Source organism: Vibrio sp. Vb1554 (genome assembly GCF_033344235.1).
Genome location: NZ_JAWPOJ010000005.1, coordinates 32,700 through 58,580, shown reverse-complemented (window position 1 = coordinate 58,580; position 25,881 = coordinate 32,700). Strand labels below are relative to the sequence as shown.

General features: G+C 44.8%; 23 protein-coding genes. 18 read left to right on the top strand and 5 right to left on the bottom strand.

The features are described 5' to 3' along the window. Positions 1-48 precede the first annotated feature (48 nt). The 3 genes from R8N28_RS06270 (at position 49) to rplY (ending at position 2,609) form a co-directional block, all read left to right on the top strand. Positions 49-708 (top strand): response regulator transcription factor, encoded by a 660-nt coding sequence (locus R8N28_RS06270; RefSeq protein WP_005378073.1) that lies wholly within the window; start codon positions 49-51, stop codon positions 706-708. Further along, positions 698-2,047: an ATP-binding protein gene (locus R8N28_RS06265; RefSeq protein ID WP_065274389.1), complete on the top strand. Its 1,350-nt coding sequence runs from the start codon at positions 698-700 to the stop codon at positions 2,045-2,047. Before R8N28_RS06270 ends, R8N28_RS06265 begins: the two co-directional genes overlap by 11 nt. Positions 2,048-2,330: 283 nt before the next feature. Further along, positions 2,331-2,609, top strand: coding sequence for a 50S ribosomal protein L25 (gene rplY, locus R8N28_RS06260; RefSeq protein ID WP_005378066.1), 279 nt, complete (start codon positions 2,331-2,333; stop codon positions 2,607-2,609). A 147-nt stretch (positions 2,610-2,756) separates the two neighbouring features. Here the strand turns inward: rplY and R8N28_RS06255 are convergent, their stop codons facing one another. Continuing rightward, a complete protein-coding gene (locus R8N28_RS06255; RefSeq protein WP_065274388.1) occupies positions 2,757-3,272 on the bottom strand; it encodes a GNAT family N-acetyltransferase in 516 nt (171 codons plus the stop codon). A 752-nt stretch (positions 3,273-4,024) separates the two neighbouring features. On the opposite strand from R8N28_RS06255, the gene ushA reads away from it, so the two are divergent. Together ushA and R8N28_RS06245 are read left to right on the top strand one after the other, a co-directional pair. Next, positions 4,025-5,713, top strand: coding sequence for a bifunctional UDP-sugar hydrolase/5'-nucleotidase UshA (ushA, locus tag R8N28_RS06250; protein ID WP_017634888.1), 1,689 nt, complete (start codon positions 4,025-4,027; stop codon positions 5,711-5,713). Between the two features lie 415 nt (positions 5,714-6,128). Then, positions 6,129-6,350, top strand: a complete 222-nt coding sequence (locus R8N28_RS06245) for a hypothetical protein (protein ID WP_005386686.1) — start codon at positions 6,129-6,131, stop codon at positions 6,348-6,350. A gap of 135 nt (positions 6,351-6,485) precedes the next feature. On the opposite strand, the gene R8N28_RS06240 is transcribed toward R8N28_RS06245, so the two are convergent. After that, on the bottom strand, positions 6,486-6,734 hold the full coding sequence (locus tag R8N28_RS06240) for a DUF1289 domain-containing protein (RefSeq protein ID WP_005378062.1): 249 nt from the start codon (positions 6,732-6,734) through the stop codon (positions 6,486-6,488). 184 nt (positions 6,735-6,918) lie between these two features. On the opposite strand from R8N28_RS06240, the gene R8N28_RS06235 reads away from it, so the two are divergent. From R8N28_RS06235 to R8N28_RS06195, 9 genes are all read left to right on the top strand, one after another. Continuing rightward, a complete protein-coding gene (locus R8N28_RS06235) occupies positions 6,919-7,365 on the top strand; it encodes an META domain-containing protein (protein ID WP_065274387.1) in 447 nt (148 codons plus the stop codon). 435 nt (positions 7,366-7,800) lie between these two features. Continuing rightward, positions 7,801-8,961 carry an ABC transporter substrate-binding protein gene (locus R8N28_RS06230; RefSeq protein ID WP_064353819.1) on the top strand — a complete coding sequence of 387 codons (1,161 nt, stop codon included), beginning with the start codon at positions 7,801-7,803 and terminating at the stop codon, positions 8,959-8,961. A gap of 9 nt (positions 8,962-8,970) precedes the next feature. After that, positions 8,971-10,680, top strand: coding sequence for an ABC transporter permease (locus R8N28_RS06225; protein WP_065274386.1), 1,710 nt, complete (start codon positions 8,971-8,973; stop codon positions 10,678-10,680). Then, positions 10,646-11,293 carry an ATP-binding cassette domain-containing protein gene (locus R8N28_RS06220; protein WP_065274385.1) on the top strand — a complete coding sequence of 216 codons (648 nt, stop codon included), beginning with the start codon at positions 10,646-10,648 and terminating at the stop codon, positions 11,291-11,293. The genes R8N28_RS06225 and R8N28_RS06220 overlap by 35 nt, the downstream gene beginning before the upstream one ends. Then, entirely contained in the window at positions 11,286-11,897 is a 612-nt protein-coding gene (locus tag R8N28_RS06215; protein ID WP_042522015.1) for a CDP-alcohol phosphatidyltransferase family protein, read from the top strand. Before R8N28_RS06220 ends, R8N28_RS06215 begins: the two co-directional genes overlap by 8 nt. 123 nt (positions 11,898-12,020) lie before the next feature. Beyond that, on the top strand, positions 12,021-12,500 hold the full coding sequence (locus tag R8N28_RS06210) for a glycine zipper 2TM domain-containing protein (RefSeq protein ID WP_065274384.1): 480 nt from the start codon (positions 12,021-12,023) through the stop codon (positions 12,498-12,500). A gap of 202 nt (positions 12,501-12,702) precedes the next feature. Then, positions 12,703-14,232, top strand: coding sequence for a nitric oxide reductase transcriptional regulator NorR (gene norR / locus R8N28_RS06205; RefSeq protein ID WP_065274383.1), 1,530 nt, complete (start codon positions 12,703-12,705; stop codon positions 14,230-14,232). Between the two features lie 174 nt (positions 14,233-14,406). After that, positions 14,407-16,068, top strand: coding sequence for a hydroxylamine reductase (hcp, locus tag R8N28_RS06200; protein WP_065274382.1), 1,662 nt, complete (start codon positions 14,407-14,409; stop codon positions 16,066-16,068). Between the two features lie 81 nt (positions 16,069-16,149). Beyond that, entirely contained in the window at positions 16,150-17,205 is a 1,056-nt protein-coding gene (locus R8N28_RS06195) for a hybrid-cluster NAD(P)-dependent oxidoreductase (RefSeq protein ID WP_065274381.1), read from the top strand. A gap of 213 nt (positions 17,206-17,418) precedes the next feature. On the opposite strand, the gene R8N28_RS06190 is transcribed toward R8N28_RS06195, so the two are convergent. The 3 genes from R8N28_RS06190 to R8N28_RS06180 all read right to left on the bottom strand — a co-directional run bounded on the left by R8N28_RS06190 (position 17,419) and on the right by R8N28_RS06180 (position 20,537). After that, positions 17,419-18,360 carry a class I SAM-dependent methyltransferase gene (locus tag R8N28_RS06190; protein ID WP_065274380.1) on the bottom strand — a complete coding sequence of 314 codons (942 nt, stop codon included), beginning with the start codon at positions 18,358-18,360 and terminating at the stop codon, positions 17,419-17,421. A gap of 31 nt (positions 18,361-18,391) precedes the next feature. Beyond that, the gene (locus tag R8N28_RS06185; RefSeq protein WP_065274379.1) at positions 18,392-19,084 is read right to left on the bottom strand and encodes a TIGR01621 family pseudouridine synthase; all 693 of its coding nucleotides are present in this window, start codon (positions 19,082-19,084) and stop codon (positions 18,392-18,394) included. Between the two features lie 82 nt (positions 19,085-19,166). Next, a complete protein-coding gene (locus R8N28_RS06180) occupies positions 19,167-20,537 on the bottom strand; it encodes a sodium-dependent transporter (RefSeq protein WP_318183339.1) in 1,371 nt (456 codons plus the stop codon). A gap of 430 nt (positions 20,538-20,967) precedes the next feature. Between R8N28_RS06180 and cls the strand changes: the two genes are divergently transcribed. The 4 genes from cls to R8N28_RS06160 all read left to right on the top strand — a co-directional run bounded on the left by cls (position 20,968) and on the right by R8N28_RS06160 (position 25,866). Beyond that, a complete protein-coding gene (gene cls, locus R8N28_RS06175) occupies positions 20,968-22,422 on the top strand; it encodes a cardiolipin synthase (protein ID WP_053303198.1) in 1,455 nt (484 codons plus the stop codon). A 211-nt stretch (positions 22,423-22,633) separates the two neighbouring features. Next, on the top strand, positions 22,634-23,839 hold the full coding sequence (locus R8N28_RS06170; protein ID WP_042522027.1) for a cystathionine beta-lyase: 1,206 nt from the start codon (positions 22,634-22,636) through the stop codon (positions 23,837-23,839). A 248-nt stretch (positions 23,840-24,087) separates the two neighbouring features. Continuing rightward, entirely contained in the window at positions 24,088-24,993 is a 906-nt protein-coding gene (locus R8N28_RS06165; protein ID WP_005378107.1) for an esterase/lipase family protein, read from the top strand. Positions 24,994-25,005: 12 nt separating this feature from the next. Beyond that, positions 25,006-25,866, top strand: a complete 861-nt coding sequence (locus R8N28_RS06160; RefSeq protein ID WP_065274378.1) for a lipase secretion chaperone — start codon at positions 25,006-25,008, stop codon at positions 25,864-25,866. The last annotated feature ends 15 nt before the right edge of the window (positions 25,867-25,881 follow it).

The following is a 25,881-nucleotide window of genomic DNA, read 5'->3' as shown; positions in this document are numbered from 1 at the left end:
TGCGTAACTTACTTCGATAAAAATCCAAACATAATAAGAATCATCAATATGAAAATACTTGTTGTTGAAGATGATCCTCGTTTAGGCGAGCAAATCATCGAAACATTAGAAAGTACCGGCTGGGTACCAGAATTGTCCCAAGATGGCATAGACGCTCTGTATCGCGCGACTTCGGAAGAATGGGACGCCATTGTTCTCGACCTCGGCTTGCCAAAACTGGATGGTCTTACCGTCCTAAAAGGCATCAGAGATGAAAACATTAATACTCCTGTCGTGATTCTAAGCGCTCGCGACACCCTAACGCAGCGAGTTGAAGGCTTAAACGCAGGTGCAGACGATTACCTAACTAAACCATTTGAAATGGTTGAGCTTATCGCTCGTATTCGTGCACAGCTGCGAAGAGCCTCTGGTAATGCCTCTCCTGTGATGCAAATTGGCGACTTGAGCTTGGATACACGCACTTCTAAAGTCATGTGGCAAGGGCAAGCGGTAAGCTTGACGGCGCTAGAGTATAAAGTGGTCGCTTACTTTATGCATAACCCGGAAAAAGTGATTTCTCGAACCGAACTCGTCGAGCACATTTACAAACAAGACTTTGATCGTGACTCCAACACAATCGAAGTTTTTATCGGCCGAATTCGCAAAAAAATCGCACCAAAGATCATCAAAACTGTCCGAGGGTTGGGATACCAATTAAATGCCGAATAGAAACAGGCTACCGTTGAACGCAATAAAACGACTGAGTATCAAAAGTCGCCTCGTTTTAGCGGCGATCGTTTGGTTAACGGCAATGATCCTCGCCGCTGGTGTGACGATACCGACGCAGGTCTACAACTATATGGTTGATGACACTCGCTCACAGCTCAGCATTTTTATGGATGAAGTCGCCGCACAGTTAGAAGTCGATAACACCGGGCATCTTTCACTCGCAGCTCAGCTATCAGACCCTCGATTTAACCGACCTTACAGTGGTTTGTATTGGAGTGCCTCTACAGAGGCAAGCCTCGAACGTTCTCGTTCGTTGTGGGACAAAAAAATCGAATACAAAGGTTTGGATAAAGATGCGTTTGGAGCAAGAGGCGAAAAACTAATTACGCTAGAAAAAGCACTGTATCTTCCTGATTACGATGGTCCTATTCACATTATTATTGGTATTGACGAAGAGCCCATTAAAAATACCCTTCAAACGTTAATCGGCCAACTTTGGCTTATTTTGGGTTTATTATTCGCGGGCGTACTTACCGTCATTTTACTGCAAATTGCTTGGTCATTGAGTCCGCTTACAAAGCTACAAAAAGAATTAGCCGAGCTGAAGTCTGGTAATAAAAAGAGTCTAGAAGAAACCTACCCAAAAGAGATTTCTCCTCTAATCTTCGACCTCAACGCTCTGCTGTTCCATTACCAAGAATTACTAGAGAGAGCTCGCAATCATGCAGGTAACCTATCTCATGCACTTAAAACGCCACTTTCTGTTCTAAAAAATGAAGTTCAGACGTTAGAACCTGAGGCACAATCCCGTCTCCGAGCTCCAATCAATCAAATACAAGACCATATCGATTACCATTTGGGTCGTGCCCGTATGGCCGGATCGATGAACATATTATCAGTGAAGTCGAACCCAGCAGATCGTGTGGATGCTATCTCAATGGCGTTTGATAAAGTGTATGCGAGCCGAAGCATTACCTTAATTAATGAACTTGATTCAGAGCTGAATGTAGCAGTAGAGCAGACCGATCTCGATGAAATGCTAGGTAACTTGCTAGAAAATGGCTATAAGTGGGCCAACAGCATGATTCGTGTGCACTCCTCTCAGGATAAGGAAAATATACACATCATTATTGAAGATGATGGGCCAGGCATCCCTAAAGAGAAACTGAGTCAAGTAATCAAGAGAGGAGTTAGATTGGATGAAACAACCCCTGGCTCAGGTCTTGGTCTAAACATAGTCAGTGAAATGGCACACAGTTACCGAGGTCAATTAACATTGGATACAAGCGCTTTGGGTGGATTAAAAGCATCTTTAGTCTTACATCTCAGCCGAACATAAAGCATATAACAGTAAACTTTGTTCTTCGGACCTTGATCAGTAAACCGATGAAAATGAAGTCGATGTGAACAAAATCCAAGCAAAGCGTTAAAAGGGATAGCCTTCCACCCCGCTAAATCATACCTTTTTGTTGATTTGGATACGATTTGGGTTGCCCATTTATAAGTGGAATGATAGTATCCGCGCTCGCTTGAACAGTTCCTGTTTCAAGCTTTACCACGAACAACAAGGTCGCATTGTTGATTGTGAACATTTGATTTTTACTAATTTGAGAGTAAATACTATGAAATTCGAAGCAGTAGTACGTACTGAACTAGGTAAAGGTGCGAGCCGCCGCCTACGTCACGCTGGCAAATTCCCTGCAGTTGTATACGGCGGTGAAGAAGCAGCAGTAGCTATCGTTCTTAACCACGACGACATCGTAAACCAAATGGACAAGCCTGAATTCTACGAAGGCATCGTTCTAGTTATCGATGGCAAAGAAGTTAAAGTTAAGCCACAAGACGTTCAACGTCACGCGTTCAAGCCAAAAGTTGAACACATGGACTTCATCCGTATCTAATTCCCTACCAAGGAATTAATCGGATTAAATCCAAACCTTTTGCATAAAAGATAATCGGACTTACCAACCGAGACATCTACAAAATTTCAAAACCCCGGAGTCTTACCACCTCCGGGGTTTTACTATATTTGGCATATAGCATTTGATTTATGAACGGGCAATATACTTCACTAAAGTGAGATCGGTCAGCGTCATACTCTCAATCACTTCCGACTCTTCCTCTCCAGTACGCACAAAACCACACTTCTTGTAAAAGTTAAGCCCCTGTTGATTAGTATCCAGTGCTTTCAAACTGATCTGCATAACTGACGTAGAGAACAAACGTGTCTCTAACTCATCTAACAGTGCACTTCCTGCTCCTTGCCCATAATGTAGCGGCGTAACGTAGCAACATGTCACTAATGCCGTTTTATCTTCGCTGGTGTGGTTAGGTAACTCGTAACTTAAAAAGCCAACAATTTCTCCTTGCCTCTCAACTACGATCAATTGGGCCAGTTGCTCCGTCATCACTCGCGCCCACATCCTTTCTCGACGCTCAATCGTAAACTGCTCTATGTAGCTCTTTGGCATTAATCCTTTATACGCCACCTGCCAAGAATCAACGTGTATCTTGGCGATTTGGGCTGCTTCCTTTTTGAGTGCGTCCCTTACTGTGTATCTCATAAGCATCCTTTCTTAGCGTTCACCACTTACAAATTCTTTTAACCCTACCCTTTAAACCAAAGCTCAAAGATAACAGCTACAGTCGCAACGCTTTACATTAATCCATTTCATTTTCATTAATTAAATGATAGTTCACATCATAATATTCGAAGAAGAACGATCCATTATTTACTTTTCATTTTGACTCATTAGGTTGAATCTATTTGTTTAAACATTCGAGTGTCAAATGCGGAATAAGCACGATAAGGTATCGGATGAGGATAAATAAACGATGCTTAAAGCATAAGGTTTCTAAACGATCGCAATTATAGTAAAGAGATAAATACAATTTTTGATAGAGTTTGGCAGAATAAAGCCATGATCAAATGAGTTTAAGCTCTGTGCTGTTCATTATGCATACAAACCGCCACCCCTCATCATCAGAGCGAAAATTTATAACGATTTGTGTCATACCTATTAGGAAAAACATAAACTTGGCAAAATAATCACCAAAATCAGCGTAATACTTCGCAAAAATGCGCATTGATTCACACAAACAACACACATTCAGTTAACTACCTCACAAAAAACAGAGCTAGCTATATAAAATAAATACTAAATACCAATTCTGTTTATTTATAGACGTAGTTTGCAGGCTTATTAATTCATTTCTCCGATAGAAGTATAAATAAGAGATAGATCACTAAAGTTTCACATTAATTCCGTATATTTCACGCCGTAACAATAACAAAATCACAAAGAAAGGATCCCTTATGAAGTTTTCCAAATCTCTTTTGGTAGTGGCAGTAGGCGCTGCGCTAGCAGGATGCGGCTCAGACAGCGACAATTCTCCAGTAACCTGCGAGACTGCAGATTCTTGTACTAAGTTCACCGTTCTCCACACTAACGATAACCATGGTCGCTTTTGGCATAACAGCGACGGCGAATACGGCATGGCTGCGCGTCACACTTTAATCGAATCTATCCGCGCAGAAGTCGAAGCAAAAGGCGGTGAAACCATTCTGCTATCTGGCGGTGATATTAATACCGGTGTACCAGAATCAGACATGCAAGATGCGGTTCCAGACTTCGTAGGGATGAACCTACTTGGTTACGATGCAATGGCTGTCGGTAACCACGAATTTGATAACTCACTAGATATTCTCGATATGCAAGCCGAGCTAGCTGACTTCCCTATGCTGGCTGCGAATATCTATAAAAAAGATACAAACGAGCGTTACTTCGACCCTTACAAAGTATTTACTATCAACGGCCTTAAGATCGCTGTTATTGGTCTAACAACGCAAGACACTGCGAAGCTAGTCAATCCAGACAACGTATCAAACATCCACTTCGAAGACCCTCAAGTAGAAATCAAAAAGGTACTGAAAGAAATCGAAGAGAACGAAAAGGTAGACCTAGTATTTGCAACGACGCACATGGGTCACTACGAAGATGGCAAAAACGGTAGTGAAGCACCAGGTGACGTTAAACTCGCTCGCTCTCTTGAAGAAGGACAGCTAAACGCTATCATCGGTGGTCACTCACAAAACCCTGTATGTATGGAACCAGGTACCAATGAGTATGCTGATTTCAAACCTGGGGATGATTGTGCCCCAGACCAACAAAAAGGCACTTGGATTATGCAAGCGCATGAGTGGGGTAAATATGTGGGTCGTGCAGACTTCGAATACTACGACGGCAAGCTTCACTTAGCGAATTACGCACTGATTCCTGTAAACCTTCTAGACGAAAACGATGAAGTTATCGGTGAACGAATTCAACAAGATGCAACGGTAAAAGCGTTACTACTGCCATACCAACAACAAGGTCAAGAGTTATTAGATGAGAAGATTTCTAATACGACGGGTAAGTTAGAAGGTGATCGTAACGTAGTTCGCTCTCAACAAACTAACCTAGGTCACCTACTCGGCGAGGCATACCGTACTTACAAAACGGTAAATGCTGACTTTGGTGTGATGAACTCTGGCGGCGTGCGTGATTCAATCCAAGATGGTGATATCACTTACCGTGACGTACTAACGGTTCAGCCATTTGGTAACTTCGTGACTAAAGCAACTATGACAGGTAAAGAAGTTAAAGAATACTTAGATGTGGTTGCGACGAAATCTGCAGGCTCTGGTGCTTACGCTCAACTAGATAACATCACTTTAGATGTAAATTGTGATGCTGGCTCAGTAACCATTACCGATATTAACAATAAAGGCTTCGATCTAGACGCAACGTACACATTCTCTGTAATCAGCTTCAGTGCTGCTGGTGGCGATAACTATCCAATCATCGATGTTCAATCTACACAGCTAACCGATGCATACGTTTTGCGCGAGTTCTTCGTAAACAACCCACAAATCTCTGCGGATAACTACAACAAGAACTTAGAGAACATCAAGTACTTCAGTAATGGCCAACCAGTAAAAGGCTGTCCTGCATCTGGTAGCTAATACTCAACACCTTACCCCTGGCACTAAGAGCTTTTACAAGCAATTTCGTCAGGGCTTTCCTCAAAACCGAAGCTTTGTGCTTCGGTTTTTTATTTTCGATAAATTACTGAAAACTCTCCACCTTCACAATATGTTCAAAAATTGTTCATTTGTGTTATTGACGCCCCTGTGTTGGGCTTCTATGTTTGATAAGGTCTTTTAAATATGCAGGTTCATTGGCTAAATTTCGCGAAACATTTTTAATCGCATAGTCAATGATTCTGAGAAAGATGTGAATGGCGTTACAAACACTGCTCTCAAACAATTTGTCTTTGGACTTCAAACGATGGTGATGTGCCTCCACGCGCACACTAATGAGCAGCGATCTGGACGTCAATGTGTTCAAACTGCTGCCATCGAGTTCTGGAGGTCAAAAATGAAACGAGCCAGCAATAGCTACAGACTCCAAATGATCAAAGAAGTAGTTACCCGTAGAGAGCGTGAAGCTTGTACGGATCCTATGGCGAGATACATTCATCAACTCATGGATGAACGCCCAACAAGTAAATTAGATGTTGAATTCAATCATCGATTTTCAGGAAATCACTTCGACGAACAAGCGGGAGGCTGGGTTAGCGACCGTTGGTCGATGAAATAACGCCAATTACCGCTTTATAGGGAAAATGGATAGGAGATTCCCGGTTCTTAAAGGACACCTTGCCGGACCGGGAATATGTAAAAGCCTAATCAGAACCGAAAGCGAAGGCGTAACCCCACAGACTGAACAAGAGTTCTAGAATAAGTCTTGTTGAGGCGATGACTCATCTTGAAGCTGTTCTGGCTTCGTCTTCCCTGCCAACATCTTTCTTCTGTACCTTTGACGACACAACTTAATAACGTGCAACTGCTGAGCGGGGGTTAAGTTAAGCCAATTAAACCTTTCCTCTCTCTTTCTCATACACCCCTTGCAATACCCTTTTTCATCGGAGGTACATACTCCAACACAAGGGCTTGGGACAGTAAAAAACTCCAGTTGCTCCATACTAAAACCGCTCTTTCCATATTAGGGCGTATTGGCCTAGTTTAAATAATGAGAAGATTAGTCAGCAACAAAACCTGCGATATACTTCGTTATGTCAAAAACATACGAAACCATAACCTTATGCTGACAAAAACAGTGTTTTATTACTTATACTTACCGCGTTTATAAAAACGGAGTCTATAAAATGAAGCTTAGCCTAAAAACGTTAGTTACAGCAATCTCTCTCCCTGTTCTTATGACTGCTTGTGCTAGCAACGGTGATAATGTGAAAGAAATAACGGCTCAAGATTTGCAGCACCACAACTGGGAACTTGTTCAAGTTGATGGCAAAAATATCGTTCTAGACGAACACCAAAAAGCGGCTCGCCTAGAAATTGGTGAAAATCTAACCGCAAACGGCAACGCAGGTTGCAACAACTTCTTCGGTCAAGCCGAGCTGAAAAACAACCAACTACGCATCGAAAAAATGGGCATGACCATGAAGATGTGTATGGAAGATCAAATGAAGATCGAAAACGCAATGACACAAACACTATCTAACTGGAGCGATATCACGCTAACTAAAGATGGTCTTGTTCTGAAAAGTGCCGATCACGAATTGACGTTTACACTACGTGACTGGGTAAACTAATCCCAACTAAGTAAACCAAATAGTATTTTGAAAGCAGCCAGACGGCTGCTTTTTTTATGTCCACGAGTCATTGGTCGTGCATGCCAAAGTCATTTAAGTGACAAACTTTCTTTCTCTTTTGCCCTCAATTCCATGCTTTAAACATCAATTTTGCTCTGTAAAACAACCTATTCATATCTCTGGGGACAATAATTTTCAATTACTTGAAAGAATATCCTCAAACAAACGGTCCGCTCCTAAAATGACACCAAATTTGTCCTTTCTTCGTTTTGCTTCACATTGAGAGTAATTCTTTGAATCAATGAGTGATTCCGTTTGGGATTGGCATTGATAATAGAGAGAGATGAATTACTATCCTTGTAACAGAGCGGAACGACTTGCGAAAACGTCAATAGAAACGAAAGCAAGAACCAAAAGACATAACACGGAATAGATATGAAAAAGCTACTCAGCAGCATTGGCATTTTAGCCACGACTTTTGCGACACCTTCTTTTGCCGATTCATCAGTGAATAGCGAATGGCAAAAAATCGAACATCAAGCCGACGGGCAATCCGTCTACTTTCATGCTTGGGGCGGAAGCCAAGAAATTAATCGCTACATACAGTGGGCGAGTAGAGAGCTAAAATCACGTTATAACGTGACGCTAAACCACGTTAAAGTAACTGATATTTCTGAGACCACTACTCGACTTATCGCAGAAAAAGCGGCAGGCAAAAACAGCGGTGGCAGTGTTGATATGGTTTGGATCAATGGCGAAAACTTCAAATCAATGAAGGATAACCAATTGCTATTTGGTCCTTTTGTCGAAGGTTTGCCAAGCTGGCAATATGTGGATAAATCTCTACCAATTGATGTGGACTTCTCCGAGCCAACAGAAGGTCTAGAAGCACCTTGGGGAGTAGGACAATTAGTGTTTATCCATGACGAGCAAACCCTCCATAACCCTCCAAAATCATTCGCAGAAATGCTGAGCTATGCAAAAGCGTTCCCGAATCGCCTGACTTACCCTCGACCACCAGAGTTTCATGGCACAAGCTTTATCAAAGCATTACTCATTGAACTGTCTAACAACGCCCCTGAGCTGCAACAACCAGTTACCGATAACACGTTTGAGCAAGTCACTCAACCGCTGTGGTCTTATCTAGATGAGTTCCATAAAGTCGCTTGGCGCGGTGGTAAGCAGTTTCCAGGTGGTACAGCAGAAACCCTTCAGCTACTAGATGATGGTCAGACTGACCTGGCGATTACCTTTAACCCGAACGCGGTTTTCTCTGCGCAGTCGAGCGGTAATCTTGCAGAGAGCACCAAAGCGTACGCAATGGACGCAGGAGCACTCTCAAATATCCACTTTTTAGCGATTCCTTGGAACGCAAATGCCAGTGCTGGTGCACAAGTTGCGATAAACTTTTTATTGAGCCCTGAAGCACAGTCTCGCAAAGGTAACCTAAACATCTGGGGCGACCCTTCGGTACTAAGCAACCAATACCTAACTGGTTCGGCCAAAAACACTCAACAATTCAAATCTATCGCTGAGCCACATCCAAGTTGGCAAGCGGCGTTAGAAAAAGAATGGTTGAAACGCTACGGGAATTAGTAAGAATCCATGTTAAGAGCGCTGTATTTAGTCATTATCGCAGTTTGTATTTTGCCTACCATTCCGGGACTACTTGGAGTGGTGGTCTCTGCGCTCGGTTATGTGCCTCCTATCGGCTTGCACCACTTTTCTTTAGATGGCTTTAACGCTGTTTTTGATTGGGAGGGTGTTTGGACATCCATCGGGCTTACTTTCTACTCTGCCATTTTCAGTAGCTACTTGGCTTGCTTCATCACGTTTGCCATTCTACAGGCGTCTTGGGGCAGCAAGTTTTGGCGAAAAATTGAAGTAAGCCTCTCGCCACTTCTTGCCATGCCGCACGTCGCGTTTGCGATTGGCTTTGCGTTCTTGTTTGCCCCAACTGGTATGGGCGTTAGGGTTCTCAACCAACTGTTTGGTTACGACCCGAATGCACAAACGGTGAATGACTTAGCATTGCTGATTAAAGATCCGCACGCACTCGGTTTGATCATCATGCTTGCGATTAAAGAAGTGCCGTTTTTATTGTTGATGAGTATTCCAATTCTTCAGCAATTGAAAGTCGATAAGATTGAAAAAGTCAGTCATTCGATGGGCTACAGTTCGGCGCAAGCGTGGTGGAAATGCGTGTTCCCACAGTGGATAGCAAAACTGCGCTTTCCAATGCTGGCGGTATTGGCTTACAGTTTGTCCGTTGTCGATGTCGCCCTGATTATTGGCCCCACCAACCCGCCGACGTTTGCGGTTTTGGTATGGCAATGGTTTAACGATCCAGATTTATCGCTCCTACCAAGAGCGGCCGCTGGCGCAGTAATACTGTTTGCGATCGCAAGCCTTTTGATTGGATTTGCACGCTTAATGGAATGGTGTATTACCAAAGGCTTCAAACGCTGGCAGTACTCTGGTCGAAACGGGTTTCGTTTACCCGGTAAAACCCTATTTTCACTGGTCGCGCTACTTGCACTTCTAATGATTCCACTCATGGTGCTGTGGAGCTTTGCCCAACGTTGGCGCTTTCCAGATTTGCTCCCAAGCCGTTACAGCCTGCGTTTTTGGGAATACGAATGGCACAGTATTCTAGGGACTCTAGAACAAAGTATGTCAATCGCCCTAATCAGCGCGACTGTCGCGCTAGTTCTTGCTTTAATAGCACATGAGTATCGTCTCCGTTATCGCTGGCAGGTGCCCGGTTACATCATCGCCATCCCAATGCTGATTCCTCAGCTATCCGTGCTATTCGGTATGCAAGTAGTGACGCTGTACTTAAACAGTAATGCGTATTTCTTTTGGGTATGTTGGGCGCATATATTCTTTGCGTTCCCATTTATTTACCTCTCGCTAGACGGTCCGTGGCGCAGCTTCGATAACGGCTTAACTCGCGTCGCACTCAGCTTGGGTAAATCACCGATGCAAGCTTGGTTAAAAGTGAAACTGCCAATCCTCCTGCCTGCAATTGCATTCGCGTGGGCTGTCGGTATTAGTGTCAGCCTGGCGCAATACCTACCAACATTGGTGCTAGGGGCTGGGCGCATTAGCACCATCACAACCGAAGCCGTTGCACTATCCAGTGGTTTTGACCGACGTGTCACCGCTATTTACGCCATTTGGCAAGCTCTGCTGCCATTCTTGTTCTTTTCTTTTGCGATACTGCTTAGCCACTTGCACAGGAAGTATCGCCGCTTGTCTATAAAAGGTTTACTACTGAATGAGTCTTTGTCTCGAAAACCTCGCCATCCGTAAAACCAATGGCGACGCGCTTTTTTCAGCGTTCAACATGACCGTAGAAAAAGGTGAAATCGTTACCCTGATGGGGCCTAGCGGTTGTGGTAAATCCACTTTGTTGGATGCCATTGCCGGGCACCTATCCGCCGAGTTCAACTACTCTGGATCCATTACGCTTGATAACGAAAAGTTGGATGCCCTCCCTGCCCATAAGCGTCAGGTCGGTATTCTATTCCAAGAAGATTTGCTCTTCCCTCATTTAACGGTGTGGGAGAACCTTGCCTTCGCGCTACCAAACTCAATCAAAGGTGAAGAGCGTAAAGCTCACGCTATGCAAGCACTGAAGAACATTTCATTGACCAAACTAGCAGAGTCCTTTCCTGACCAAATTTCGGGAGGGCAACGTGCCCGTATCTCATTGACTCGTATGCTGCTAGCAAAGCCAAAAGTTGCGCTACTTGATGAGCCCTATAGCAAGCTGGATAAAGACCTGCGCGTGCAATTTCGCAATTGGGTGGTCGAACAATTGCAGCAAGCGAACATCCCTACTTTGATGGTAACGCACGATGAAGACGATATTCCTGATGGCAGCAGCTGCCTAAACTGGCCGTGGGAGACAAATCATGCTTGATAGCCTGAGTATAAAGCTCATCCGCAAACCGCTGGCACTCAGTGCGAAATATCTCGATAAATGTGGTATCACTGCAAATCAGACGACAGTGTTTGGTTTTGTACTTGGCTGTTTTGCCCTGCCGGCTTTGATCACCGAACAGTACTTGTTGGCGTTGCTGTTTATTTTGCTGAACAGAATCTGTGATGGGTTAGACGGTGCACTGGCGAGGATTCAAGGCATTACCGATGCGGGTGGTTTTCTTGATATCAGCTTAGATTTTTTGTTCTATTCGTTGATTCCTTTTGGCTTTGTGCTTGCCAACCCAGAGCACAATGCCGTTGCAGGCGCATTTTTGATTTTTTCCTTCATCGGCACTGGTAGTAGCTTTTTGGCTTTTGCCATCATGGCAGGAAAACAAGGCATCGATAATCCGGTATATAAAAACAAATCGCTTTACTACATGAGCGGCTTAACCGAAGGTACAGAAACCATTGGCTGCTTGGTTTTATTTTGTTTGCTACCGCAACACTTTGCCGTCATCGCGTATATCTTTGGCGCGGCATGCTGGTTTACTACTTTTACACGTATTTATTCAGGGTTTCATACGCTTAACGATCATTAATACTGCTTAGACAATCGCGTTTCCTTAAGGGACAGGCCGCTAAGCCACTGTTTTATAAAGCACCAAAACGCAGGTTAAATTGGGGTATATACTCTTTGAATGAAGAAACCATTCGGAGGCTATATGAAAAAACAGATCAATTTAGGCATGTTGCTCACCATTACTTGTGCGCTCGTGCTTGGCGGCTGTAGCTCACCTAACCCGTACGGAGATGCATACGGCTCATCCGACACTCGCAAAGTTCAGCAGGTTTACTACGGCACAGTAGAAAAAGTAGAACCCGTAACCATTGATGCCTCTACCCAATCCAATGCCATTGGCACCATCGCTGGTGCTGCCGTGGGCGGGATCTTAGGCTCAAAAGTTGGGGGCGGTTCTGGCTCGGATATCGCTGCCATTGGTGGTGGTCTATTGGGTGGCTATGCAGGCAGCAAAGCGGCTGAAGCAACCGCGAAACGAAATGGCGTGAATCTGACCATTCGTTTAGAGGACGGAAAGATTATCTCTATTGTTCAAGAAGCAAATCCAAACATGATTTTCCAACCAGGCCAAGCGGTCCAAATCAATGTTTCTGGTAATAACGCCAGAGTCGTTCCTCGTTAATTCGGACGAACCAAACCTTTGGCCTGCTTTGATTCAAACACCTAACCCGCGCAAGCTCACATCACTGGCTTGTTAACTTGCGCGTTTCTTTTCGTATCAAACTTGATCGTCGTCAATGGAACATCAATCTCCCACACCTTTCGATGTTCAAATGACATCAAGTTGCTAGCATGAGCCCATTCCAGATAACTTTGGGCTTGTTATGACTCCGACTATTGACCACGTACTCCTTAATATCGCGCTAAACCTCAGCTCAAATCGCTCTCACGAGCAGCAATATCAAAACCTCATTGATGGGGTCGCGCAAGTATTCCCATGTGATGCGAGCTGCCTGTTTATCTTCGATGAGGATGGGTTTCTAACTCCTGTCGCGGTAAAAGGCTTATCCAGCTCAGTCTTAGGTCGTCGCTATTTCCCCAAGGCGCACCCTCGCTTAGATGCCATTATTCATAGCCGTGAACCGGTGCGTTTCGATGCCGATTGTTCACTGCCGGATCCTTTCGACGGCACACTATTAACTGAAGACCAATGCATTGATGTTCACGATTGCATGGGCTTTAGCTTGTATGTCGAAGGCCAACTTGTTGGCGCACTAACGATGGATGCACTAACGGTGGGCGCGTTTGATGACATTGACCCTGTCGCTATCGAAACCTTTGCGGCTTTGACCGCTGCGACATTGCGTAACATAGCTCAATTAAAAGCGCTCAAAGCGCAAAACCAGAAGCAAAAAAGCGTCACTCAAACCCTTATCCAACAAGCCCGTTCTCAACATGGCGAAATGGTGGGTTTGAGTCCGCAGATCAACCAGTTACGAAACAACATTGCGACTGTTGCTCAATCAGATTACGCGGTACTTATCTTAGGAGAAACCGGAACTGGTAAAGAACTGGTCGCGCACTCGGTACACGCGCAATCTCATCGTAGCGATAAGCCGATGATTTACGTCAACTGTGCGGCCCTGCCTGAAGGTCTGGCTGAGAGTGAACTGTTTGGCCATGTCAAAGGCGCATTTACAGGTGCTAATAGCCACCGTGCCGGTAAGTTTGAACTGGCAGACGGTGGAACGATTTTCCTTGATGAAGTGGGCGAACTGCCTTTGATTTTGCAAGCAAAATTGCTGCGCGTAATTCAGCAAGGCGAGCTGCAACGTGTAGGTAGCGATCAGCATTTGATGGTCAATGTGCGCATCATCGCCGCGACCAATCGACAATTAGAAAAAGAGGTCGAATCTGGCACGTTTCGAGCAGACCTTTTCCACCGTTTGAACGTGTTCCCAATCCAAGTCCCCCCACTGCGTGCCCGTGACGGGGATATTCCCGTTTTAGCAGGATATTTGTTGGAAAAAGTACGCCAACAATTCAATGCACCCAATCTGCACGTTCACCCTAAAGTGTTGACTCAACTGGAGTCTTTACCTTGGTACGGAAACGTGCGCGAGCTCGAACACACTTTAACTCGCGCGGCTTTACACGCCATTCAACAAGGCGCAAGCACGATCATGCTTAACCATTTCGACACCTCATTGGCTCTCGATGATGTAAAAAACACATCGCATTATCTGCCTAAAGAAAGCCAACCAATGCGAGAGCTAATAGAAAGCTATCAACGTGATTTAATTGAACATGCTTTGAGCCAAACTGGTGGCGTTTGGGCAAAAGCAGCGGAGTTTTTACAAATGGATCGAGGGAACTTATATCGGATGGGTAAAAAGCTCGGGATCAATAAATAACCAACCACAAGAAGCCGATGTAATTAAGACATCAGCCCCGTTGTCTTAATTACATCAATCATTCGCCTAAAAACAATAAAATCCTATATAAATCAACAAAATAAAAATTGGCACACATTCTGCTCTCTAGTGGTCAACATCACGACTATTAAAACAATCACTGGAGAACCCAATATGTTCTGTATTCAATGTGAACAGACAATTCAAACCCCTGCTGTTAAAGGTTGTTCTTTTGCACAAGGTATGTGTGGTAAAACTTCTGAAGTATCTGACCTGCAAGACGTGTTGGTTTACACACTGCAAGGGGTTTCTTTTTGGGCATCAAAAGCACTTGAATTCAACATCATTAACGATGAAATCAACCAATGGGCACCCAAGGCATTTTTCTCTACATTGACGAACGTTAACTTCGACCCTGAACGCATCCTAGAGTTAACTTCTCAAGCCGCAACGTACAAAGCATTGTTAAAAGAGCAAGTAATGTCTGCTGCGACTTTGTCAAACACCAACCTTACTGACATTCCTGCCGTTGCCAACTTCGAGCTACCAAACAGCGCAGAAGCGATCTTAGCTTTTGCTCCTCAAGTCGCGGTTAACCGTGGTAAAGACCAAGTACATGAAGATGTTATTGGCCTACGCCTACTTTGCCTATACGGACTTAAAGGTGCAGCCGCGTACATGGAGCACGCACGTGTTCTTGAGCAAACCAACAACGATATCTATGCCGAATACCATGAAATCATGGCGTGGTTGGGCACAGACCCTGAAGATCTTGGCGAACTACTTGATTGCTCAATGCGCATTGGCCTGATGAACTACAAAGTGATGGAAATGCTCGACCAAGGTGAAACAACGACCTTCGGCCATCCAGAACCAACCACGGTGAACGTCAAGCCAGTAAAAGGTAAATGTATTCTTGTTTCTGGCCATGATTTGCATGACCTAGAAAAAATCCTGCAACAGACCGAAGGCAAAGGCATTAACGTTTACACCAATGGTGAAATGCTGCCTGCACACGGCTACCCTGAGCTGAAGAAATACTCTCATCTTGTCGGTAACTACGGCAGCGCATGGCAAAACCAGCAGAAAGAATTCGCCAACTTCCCTGGTGCAATCGTAATGACGTCAAACTGCTTGTTGAATCCAAATGTGGGTCAATACGCAGACCGTTTATTCACTCGTAGTATTGTTGGCTGGCCTGGTGTGGCTCACATCGAAGGCGATGATTTTAGCCAAGTGATTGAATGTGCTCTAGCGCAAGACGGTTTCCAACACGATGAAATCGAACACCACATCACGGTTGGTTTTGGTCGCAATGCACTGATGAACGCCGCCCCTGCGGTTATCGACCAAGTGAAGCAAGGCAACATCAAACACTTCTTCCTAGTCGGCGGTTGTGATGGTGATAAAGCGGAACGTAGCTACTACACCGATTTTACGGCTGAAGCGCCAGAAGACACGCTAATCCTGACCTTGGCGTGTGGTAAGTTCCGCTTCAACAAGAATACGTTCGGAGATATCAACGGCATCCCTCGCCTATTGGATGTGGGCCAATGTAACGATGCTTACTCTGCAATCCAGCTTGCACTTGCACTGTCGAAAGAGTTTGACTGTGACATCAATGAACTACCACTCACGCTTGTGCTTTCTTGGTTCGAGCAAAAAGCGATCGTTATCTTGCTAACGCTATTTGCATTGGGCGTGAAAGGCATTTACACAGGCCCTACTGCACCAGCATTCCTAACGCCAAACCTAATCGCCATCATCCAAGAGAAGTTCGATATGCGCAGTATTGGCAATGTTCAGGATGATCTAAAAGCCATCCTAGCAGCTTAATAAACTTGCTTGTTACGCGCCTCCTTACGCGGAGGCGCTATCTATTTCGAACCAAAAATAGCCAAAACCAAAGAGATTGTTATGTTTTTTGAATGGCAAGGTAACCAACCCGTCACACTCCGTTGCATCGACAAATACTTCGAAACACACGACACCGTCAGCATCAAATTGGCTGAACTAACCGAGTCACTTCTGTTTCAGTTTAAGCCTGGCCAGTTTATTAACTTGGGCGTCGAAATTGATGGAAAAATGGAGTTTCGAGCCTATTCAATCAGCTCTATCAATGAGGACGATCACCTTCAACTCACCATCAAACGAGTATCTGGCGGTAAAGTATCGAACTACATCGTTGACTCGCTGCTGCTCGGTGATACCGTTCAAGCATTACCACCAGCAGGCGAATTTAACTGCATCGACCATCCACCCGTGTTACGTGATGGCGAAACAAAAGCCTTGCTTATCAGTGCAGGTTGCGGCGTCACGCCCGTATTTTCGATGGCAAAACACTGGCTGAGTAATCAAGATGAAAACGACAACGATGTGGACATCGCATTTCTTCATATCGCACGCAGCCCAGAAGAGACGATTTACTACGATCAGCTAGAAACGTTAGACGCCGTATATCCCAACTTCCATTTAAAGCTGTTGCTGAAAAACCGCGAAGGAACGTCACACCCACAAGGTCGTTTGAATGCCGACTGGATTAAAGAGCTTGTTCCTGATTTCAAGCAACGCACCGTTTACCTGTGTGGTCCAAGCCAGTTTATGCTAGATGTACACGGCTATTTGAATGACCTTGGTTTTGACATGACGAACTTCTACCAAGAGAGTTTTACGCCAGCGACTGGCGCAGAAACATCGGTCTCCGATGAGACGGTTAACGTTTTTGTTCCTGATTTTGCTCAAAGCATCGATGCGCAAAAAGGTCAGGTACTGGCCGATGTGCTCGAAGGCGCAGGTTTACCATTAATCGTCGCTTGTCGAAGCGGAATTTGTGGCTCGTGCAAATGCAAGGTTCGTAAAGGCAACGTCTCTTCCACTAGCCAAGAAACATTGACGCCAGAAGAAATTGAACAAGGCTATGTGCTCGCCTGCTCATCAATCATCGAAGCGGATCTTGAAGTGCAGATCGGTTAATGCTGCTGGTATCGATCTTTTATTGTTTCCCGTCATTCCGACGAGCCTAGGCGAGGTCAGGAATCTAATATCAGCGTGTTAGGAATAACTCACTCTGATAATAGACTCTGAATCACACTTGCGTCTCGCTATTCAGATTAACGGGGTATCGTGGAAATGCCAGCCGTACTCAAACGGCTGGTATTATAGATAGGTACAACTTTCGTTTCGTCGTCATTGCTTCTCGCTAAACAGCAACACTTTCAATGCTGCTTCGCTGTCTACGTCCATAAACTCTGGTGGGTTATCCAGACGCTCACGGAATGTCAACTCTGGCGCTTCTTCTTTCATGCTTTCAATCAAGAAGTCGCTTGTCACAGATGGTGAGTTCACACATGCCATCACTTGACCGCCTTCTGCCAACAAATCCGGCAATCGACGTAGAATCTTTTTGTAGTCTTTCGTAAGCGCAAAGCTGCCTTTCTGGAATGAAGGCGGATCGATAATGATCAAATCATACTGACCAGATTTTTTAATCTTACCCCACGATTTAAAGATATCGTGCCCCATAAAGCTTACCTGGTTGATGTTATGACCATTTAGCTTGTGGTTCTCACGACCTTTAGACAGCGATGCTTTCGCCATATCGACGTTAACCACTTTATCTGCGCCCCCCGCAATGGCAGCGACAGAAAAGCCACACGTGTAAGCAAACAAGTTAAGCACGTTTTTATGCTTCGCATTTTCGCGTATCCAATCACGACCGTAGCGCATGTCCAAAAACAGACCGAAGTTTTGGTTGCGGCCAATATCCAATTGGTATTTCAAGCCGCTTTCTTCAACGACAGGGCGAGCGTCTAATTCACCGACAAGCACTTCTGAAGGCGCACCATCGGCATAACGGTGCTGAAGAACCATAGTACGACCTTGCTTGTCTGCCCACAGTGGTGATAGTGCCAACGCATTGAGGCCGCTTTTCAGCTCAGCGAGAAACACGTCATCGACTTCTTTAAACAAGTTGATGATCAACTGACCTTGTAACCAATCACAGGTGATTTGCTCTAAGCCCTCAAAACGACGGCCACGACCATGAAACAGTCGACGAATTTCGTTCGGAGCTTGCGCGAGCTCGGTTTCTAGATGCTGAAAAAACAGCGGAAGTTGTGATGCTTGCATCGAGTTCTCTTATTAGTTTTCTTTGTGACGGTTATTTGATCGTAGGCCAGTTCAGTTCCCAAGGGGAAAGCCAAGTATCCAAACCCTGAGAGACGATTTCACTGTGCCATTTGTTACCCAGCACTTGGTATTCTCGTGGGTCGCAAACAAAGCGATATTGCTCATCTCGGTATTGGAAGCAAAGTGAAAGTGCATGCAGGTAACCGCGATCAGCCTCATTGCCTGCATTGTAAATCGGGTCGCCAACAATACCTGAGCCAACCGATTTTAATGCCACGCGGATTTGATGCGTTTTACCAGTGTGTGGCTTACATAAAAATAGGCGCTCTCCGGGCTCTGCCGCAAGAGAGAAAAACTGGGTGACGGCTGGGTTATTTTTGCTGTTGACCAGCTTCCATGATGAACGGCGCGAACGCTCCATATCACCAACGACCAAACCTTGTTTCTTTTTCGGCTTTTTAGAGCCAATCGCCAGATAGAACTTTTCCACTTGGCGGTCAGCAAAAGCTTGCGATAACGTACTGGCCGCTTTGGCGTTGCGTCCGAGGAGCAGAATACCCGATGTCATTTTATCCAAGCGATGGATAAGATAGAGCTGCTGATCACCACTCTGCTTAGCCACTTCTTGCAGCAGCATTGTGTCGCCATCGTCTTTATGAACAGAGACGTTGGGATGCTTATTGATGATCAGAAAATCGGGATGGGTATGTAGAATATCGAACATAAAAAACTGGCTCCACGTTTGGAGCCAGCAGTATACATAAGTTATCGGACAAAGCTATCGAGGCTTGCCCCCAAGGTATTTGCTAAAGCTTCTTCGAGAAAATGCCAGCAAGACCAATGATTGCGATACCCAGCAGCATGATTTCACCTTTGCCACTATCAAAGCCAGACTTAATCCCCATGAAGGCAACAATAGCAATCGCAACAGGAATCAGGTATTTAACTAGGTTGTACCACAATCCAAATAGCGGGAAGGATACTTCGCCGTCATTAGTGATCTCTTTTTCTAGCTCAGCACGGCTTAGGCGCCATCCAGCAAAGATACAAACCAACATACCACCAACCGCTAGGAAGATTTTGTCCGTTAGCAAGTCGAAGATATCAAAGGCACCTGTACCAAACAGCGTTGGCCCCATTCCACCTAACGATAGTGACGCAAAAATACATAATGCCGCCATAACTGCACTTGCAGACAGAACCGCGTTAGAGCGCTTCATGCCTTTCTCATCGATTAGGTAAGACACGACAACTTCCAATAGTGATACTGAAGAAGTTAATGCCGCCACCGTCAAGCCGATGAAAAATAGCAACGCGAATAGCAACCCAATCACACCGCCCATTTCAGCAAATAGTTGAGGAACGACAACGAATACAAGACCAGGGCCTGCCGCAGGCTCCATGCCAAAGGCAAACATAGCTGGGAACATAGCAACACCAGCAAGAATCGCTACACCTGTATCCATCGCAGTAACCATACCGGTTGTTTGAACTAGGTTCTCTTTCTTCTTCAGGTAAGAACCGTACGTCATCATACAACCCATACCTAAGCTAAGTGAGAAGAACGCCTGTCCTAGTGCAGCAAGAACCACGTTGCTGTCGACTTTAGAAAAGTCCGGCATGAATAAGAACTCAAGGCCAGCCATTGCACCTGGCAGCATTAAGCCCTTAACAGAAACAACGATTAGGATTAAGAACAGAAGCGGCATCAGAACCTTACCGGCTTTCTCAATACCACCCGAAATCCCTTTCATCACGATCATGACGTTAAGAAACAGGTAAACACCCATCCACATCAAAGGTTGAAGCGGATCTGAGATGAAACCGCCAAAACTGTCGCCAATTGCTTCTGGCGCGCTGAGTAGACCACCACCCACTTTAAAGATGTAGGCCAATGCCCAACCACCAACCACAGGGTAGAAGCCCATGATCAAAAGACCACTGAAGACTCCCATAACGCCAGTGAACGTCCAGCGTCGGTCAGTTGTTTTGAATGCACCCACGGCAGAAAGACCTGTCTTACGACCAATAGCGAACTCTGTCAGCATCACGCTAAAGCCGATAAAAATTACAAAGATAAGATAGATAGCAACGAATGCACCGCCGCCACTCTCACCTGCTGTGTAAGGGAATTTCCATATATTGCCTAAACCGACAGCGGAACCCGCTGCTGCCATTACGAAGCCTAGTTTAGACCCCCACGTATCACGTGGTGCTGCTGTATTAGTTGTAGCCACGCTTTTTCTCCAAAATTAGTTTGTTGTGTATGCATAGAGATAGGCGTCTAAAAAGTTTATGTAAAAATTATTGTACACTTATAAAATAAGCGTTCGACGCACTATGTCTAGAAAGTAAAGCAGCTCCCCTTTAAAATTGGAACCCCAAAAAAGTACATTTATCGCACAAGTGTCGAGTTACGCAGGTTAAATGCTGCTTTTTTGTTCAAAAGTTAAAGAATGACCTTATTTTTCACATTAAAATAACAGAATCAGCTGTTATGAAATTCGTTCCTCATATAAGGTCAATCCCACGTCTAAATGGGAAATCTATTCCCCCAACCCACTTTTATGCTTAATATCCTAGAAGGGCATATTACTCTGAGCGTATATGGACAAGTTTTATCACTTTCTTACTTTAGCTGGCATCGGGCTATATTGGTTACTGGTCGCAGGTGTGACCATTCGTGTCGTTTTAAAGCGCCGTGCAGTGAGCGTGTCTTTAGCTTGGCTAATGATCATTTATATCCTTCCCGTTCTGGGTGTCGCATGTTATTTCCTCTTCGGTGAACTGAACTTAGGCAGAAAGCGAGCCGAACGTGCGAAAGAGATGTTTACACCATTCGAGAAGTGGTTCAGTCAGCTTAACGACTGTAACGCGCACAACCCAGAAACGATGGGAAGGCACATCTACCGAATTGATGAACTATGTAACAACCGCCTTGGTCTTCCCGCATTGAGCGGTAATACATTGTCGCTGCAACAGTCACCTAATGAGATTTTGCATTCCATTATTGAAGACATCGAAAACGCGCAGAGCAGTATTCGAATGGTATTCTACATTTGGCATCCAGGTGGTTTGGCTGACTCTGTCGCTTCTGCACTTATCCGAGCGGCTAAACGCGGCGTAGATGTCAAGCTATTGCTCGATTCAGCAGGTAGCCCGCGTTTTTTCAGAAGTCCTTGGTATCGAATGATGCAGGATGCTGGAATTGAAGTTATTCAAGCGTTAGAAGTGAAGATGTGGCGTATTTTCTTACGTCGTCTTGATCTTCGCCAGCATCGCAAGATCATCGTAATTGATGATGAAATTGCTTATACCGGTTCAATGAACTTGGTTGACCCGGCTTACTTCAAGCAAAATAGTGGCGTTGGGCATTGGGTGGATATCATGGTTCGCATTACGGGACCAACGGTAAACGTATTGAGTGCCATCCACTGTTGGGATTGGGAAGTCGAAACTGGCGAACGCCATTTACCGAGACTACCTGAATGTAAAATCGATGAGAGTGAATTCCAACACCCTATTCAGGTTGTGCCTTCTGGCCCAGGTATGCCGGAATATCTGATCTATCAAGTATTAACATTGGCAATAAACCAAGCCAATCGCTCGGTACGAATCACAACACCATATTTCGTGCCCAATGCTGATTTACTCGAAACGTTAAAGATGACAGCACAACGAGGCATTGACGTTGAACTCATTATTCCCCATAAAAATGACTCTATGATGGTGCAATGGGCGTCACGCGCTTTTTATAGTGAGCTCTTGAGTGCAGGGGTCAAGATTTATGAGTTTTATGGTGGTTTGCTGCATACAAAATCTGTCGTAATTGACGACCAATTCTGTTTAGTTGGCACCGTAAACATGGATATGCGCAGCTTGTGGCTGAACTTCGAAGTGACCCTCGCCGTTGATGACGAAGAGTTCACCAAGCAAATGTCTTGGTTACAAGATAGCTATATTAAGCAATCTCACACTGTTGTATTGGAAGAGTGGGAGAAAAGGAGCCTATTTTCTCGGTTCTTAGAGCGAGTGTTCTATCTCTTCAACCCACTCCTCTAATACCTCAAATACACCGACTAAAAAACCTCCAGCGCTACATGCATCCTGCTGGAGGTTTGTTCTTTTAGCTCCCTATCTACACGATACCTCTCGACATCATTACCTGTTCATCTTGGCTGTTATTGGCTGATAGTCGACTTTTCCCTTGCATAACCTACGTCGTCCATGTTTTAAATATTCAAAACCGCAATATTTAAGACAGGGAACTTTTATGTCAGAGGGAAAAAAAACCAAACTCATTACCGCTGGCCGCGATAAAAAGTGGACAAATGGTGTTGTAAACCCACCCGTTCAACGCGCTTCAACTGTGGTATTCAATACCGTTGCAGAAAAGAACCAAGCCACCATTAATCGTGCAAACAAAACGTTGTTTTATGGTCGCCGAGGCACCAACACGCACTTTGCTTTCCAAGACGCAATGGTTGAGATTGAAGGTGGAGCTGGTTGCGCGCTTTACCCTTGTGGAACGGCAGCAATTTCAAACGCCATCCTCTCTTTCGTTGAAACTGGCGATCACATTCTAATGGTGGACACTTGTTACGAACCAACTCGTGACTTTTGTAACACCATAATGAAGAAAATGGGCATCGAAACCACCTATTATGACCCAATGATCGGTGAAGGTATCCGAGACTTGATTCAGCCGAATACCAAAGTCCTTTTCTTGGAGTCTCCTGGTTCAATAACCATGGAAGTCCAAGATGTACCTACATTAGCGCGCATTGCCCACGAGCAAGATATCATCGTGATGCTTGACAACACATGGGGAGCAGGCGTGAACTTCTCTCCTTTCGAGCATGGCGTAGACATTTCCATTCAAGCGGCAACTAAGTATATTGTTGGACATTCAGATGTCATGCTAGGTACTGCTGTGGCTTCTGAAAAGTATTGGGATCAGCTTCGTGAACAAAGCTACCTGATGGGTCAGTGCGTTTCTCCTGACGACGCATACCTAGGTCTTCGAGGTATTCGCACGTTGGATGTTCGCCTAAGACAGCACGCAGAAAGTAGTTTAAAAGTCGCTCAGTGGCTCGCTTCTCGCCCAGAAGTTGATCATGTCCGCCATCCAGCTTTAGAAACAAGCCCTGGCCATGAGTTTTTCAAACGAGACTTCACAGGTGGAAACGGCTTGTTTTCATTTGTTCTCAAAACGTCTTATCCAAAAGCGACGACGGCTCTGCTTGATGGTATGAAACACTTCAGTATGGGTTACTCTTGGGGCGGTTATGAAAGCCTCATTCTAGCTAACGAACCTAAGAGCTTTAACAGCCTGAGAACCGTAGCTCACCCACACTTTGAAGGTACTTTGGTTCGTATTCATATTGGCTTAGAAGACGTAAATGACTTGATCGCTGATTTAGAGGCTGGTTTTGCGCGTTATAATGCCTTAATGCTTGAAAAAGAAGCCTCCCTATAACAATGATTGAATCGCCCTGCATTGCGGGGCGTTTTTATAACCCTCTGACTTAATTAGAATTAACTAACATTCGCCCGAACCATTAATTAATGTTAATCATTTGTGTTGTTTTTCAATTGAGCAGTCACAGAATGAAATAATGTGCCATAAATAGGCTTTTCAAATTTAGAGTTTCTCTCTTACTTTTTATCATTCATAAGAGGTCATACCACAAGGAGATAGTTTTGAAACTCAAATTTATAGCGCTAATGCTTTTTACCTTAGTTACCGTCCCAATAACCTCCGTATACGCTGCAACAGGTTATACCCAAACCAAGTATCCGATTGTTCTGGTTCACGGTTTGTTTGGTTTTGATACCCTGGCAGGCGTTGATTACTTTTTCGGAATACCACATTCCTTAACAAAAGATGGTGCTAAAGTTTATGTTGCACAGGTATCCGCGACCAATAGCAGCGAAGTTCGAGGGGAGCAACTGCTTGCTCAAGTAGAAACCTTACTTGCAGCTACAGGCGCAGAGAAAGTCAATCTCATTGGTCACAGTCATGGTGGTCCAACAACGCGCTATGTTGCCTCTGTCCGTCCTGACCTAGTCGCATCAGTTACGAGTATAGGAGGCGTTAATAAAGGGTCTAAAGTAGCCGATTTAGTTCGTGGCACCGTATCTGAGGGTTCGGGGAGTGAGCAGCTCGCGGTAAAACTGGCGCAAGGTTTAACCACTCTTATTAATCTTCTATCAGGTGGTTCTGATCTCGACCAAGACCCTTTAGCCTCATTAGCAGCCTTGACCACGGAAGGATCATTGGCGTTTAACCAGCACTACCCAGAGGGAGTCCCTACCAGTGAATGTGGTAATGGCGACTTGCTAGCTTCAAATGGCGTTTATTACTACTCATGGACCGGATCATCCACTTTTACAAACGTTTTCGATCCGACTGACGCTGCCATGATGGTACTTGGCTTAGCCTTTGATGGGCCGAATGATGGCTTAGTTGGTGCGTGCAGCACACATTTAGGCAAAGTCATACGTGATGATTATCAAATGAACCATTTGGATGAAATTAACGGTCTACTCGGTATTCATCATCTTTTTGAAACCGATCCAGTCACGCTTTATCGCCAACATGCAAATCGTCTCAAACTTCAAGGTTTATAAGAGGTCATCACAATGAAGAAAGTCGCTCTCACCACTTTTATCCTGCTCTCGATATTTGGCGTGGGAGCGCTTTCTCTGTTGCAAAGCGACAAACAACAAGAGATAACCTCTAACCATTCGCCATCTCAGCAAGATATAGCCGCCGATGTCTCTTCCCCAAAAGATTTCTTCGAATATTCTCTTAGCCGGCTGGGCGAAGAAGATCTCGATACGATCAAAGCGGAAGTCAATGATGACACTTTAGCAAAGCAAACTCTGAATATTGATGCCAAACTTTTTCAAACCTACCTTTCCTACAAGCAAGCACTCTCTGCATTAGAGCCTTTTGAGCACAATCACCTAACGCTTGAACAGTTAACCATGCTGAATGAAGCAATACTGAACTTACAGCTTCAATACTTTAGCGAGGCGCAGATAACCCAATTGTTTGACGAAGAAAACCGACTTCGCCAACTTGCTTTAGAAAAGCTGACGATTAAAACACAGGCATCGGATATCGAGAGTCAAGAACACCTTCTCAATCAAGCGTTATCAGAACAACCGGATTACATACGAGAAAGTGAACGCAATAACGCATTAGCAAAGCAGCTCGAGCAAGCTTCTCAGCTTGATTCACAAGACATGTACATCGCCCGTGTTGCTCTGGTAGGAGATGCCGGAGCGCAGAGGCTGCAAAAACTTGATGAGCAAAGAGAATCATTTGAGACTCAACTCGCCACTTACTTAAAGCAGCGTCAAAATATTCTGAATAGAGATTTTCTAGGGCAAGACGAAAAACAGGCAGAAATCATTGCTTTAAGAAAACAAAGCTTCGATGCCACTCAATGGCGTCGAATCGAAGCTTTGGAACGTATTCATGATAGCCAGAACTAACAACATTAGCTTAAT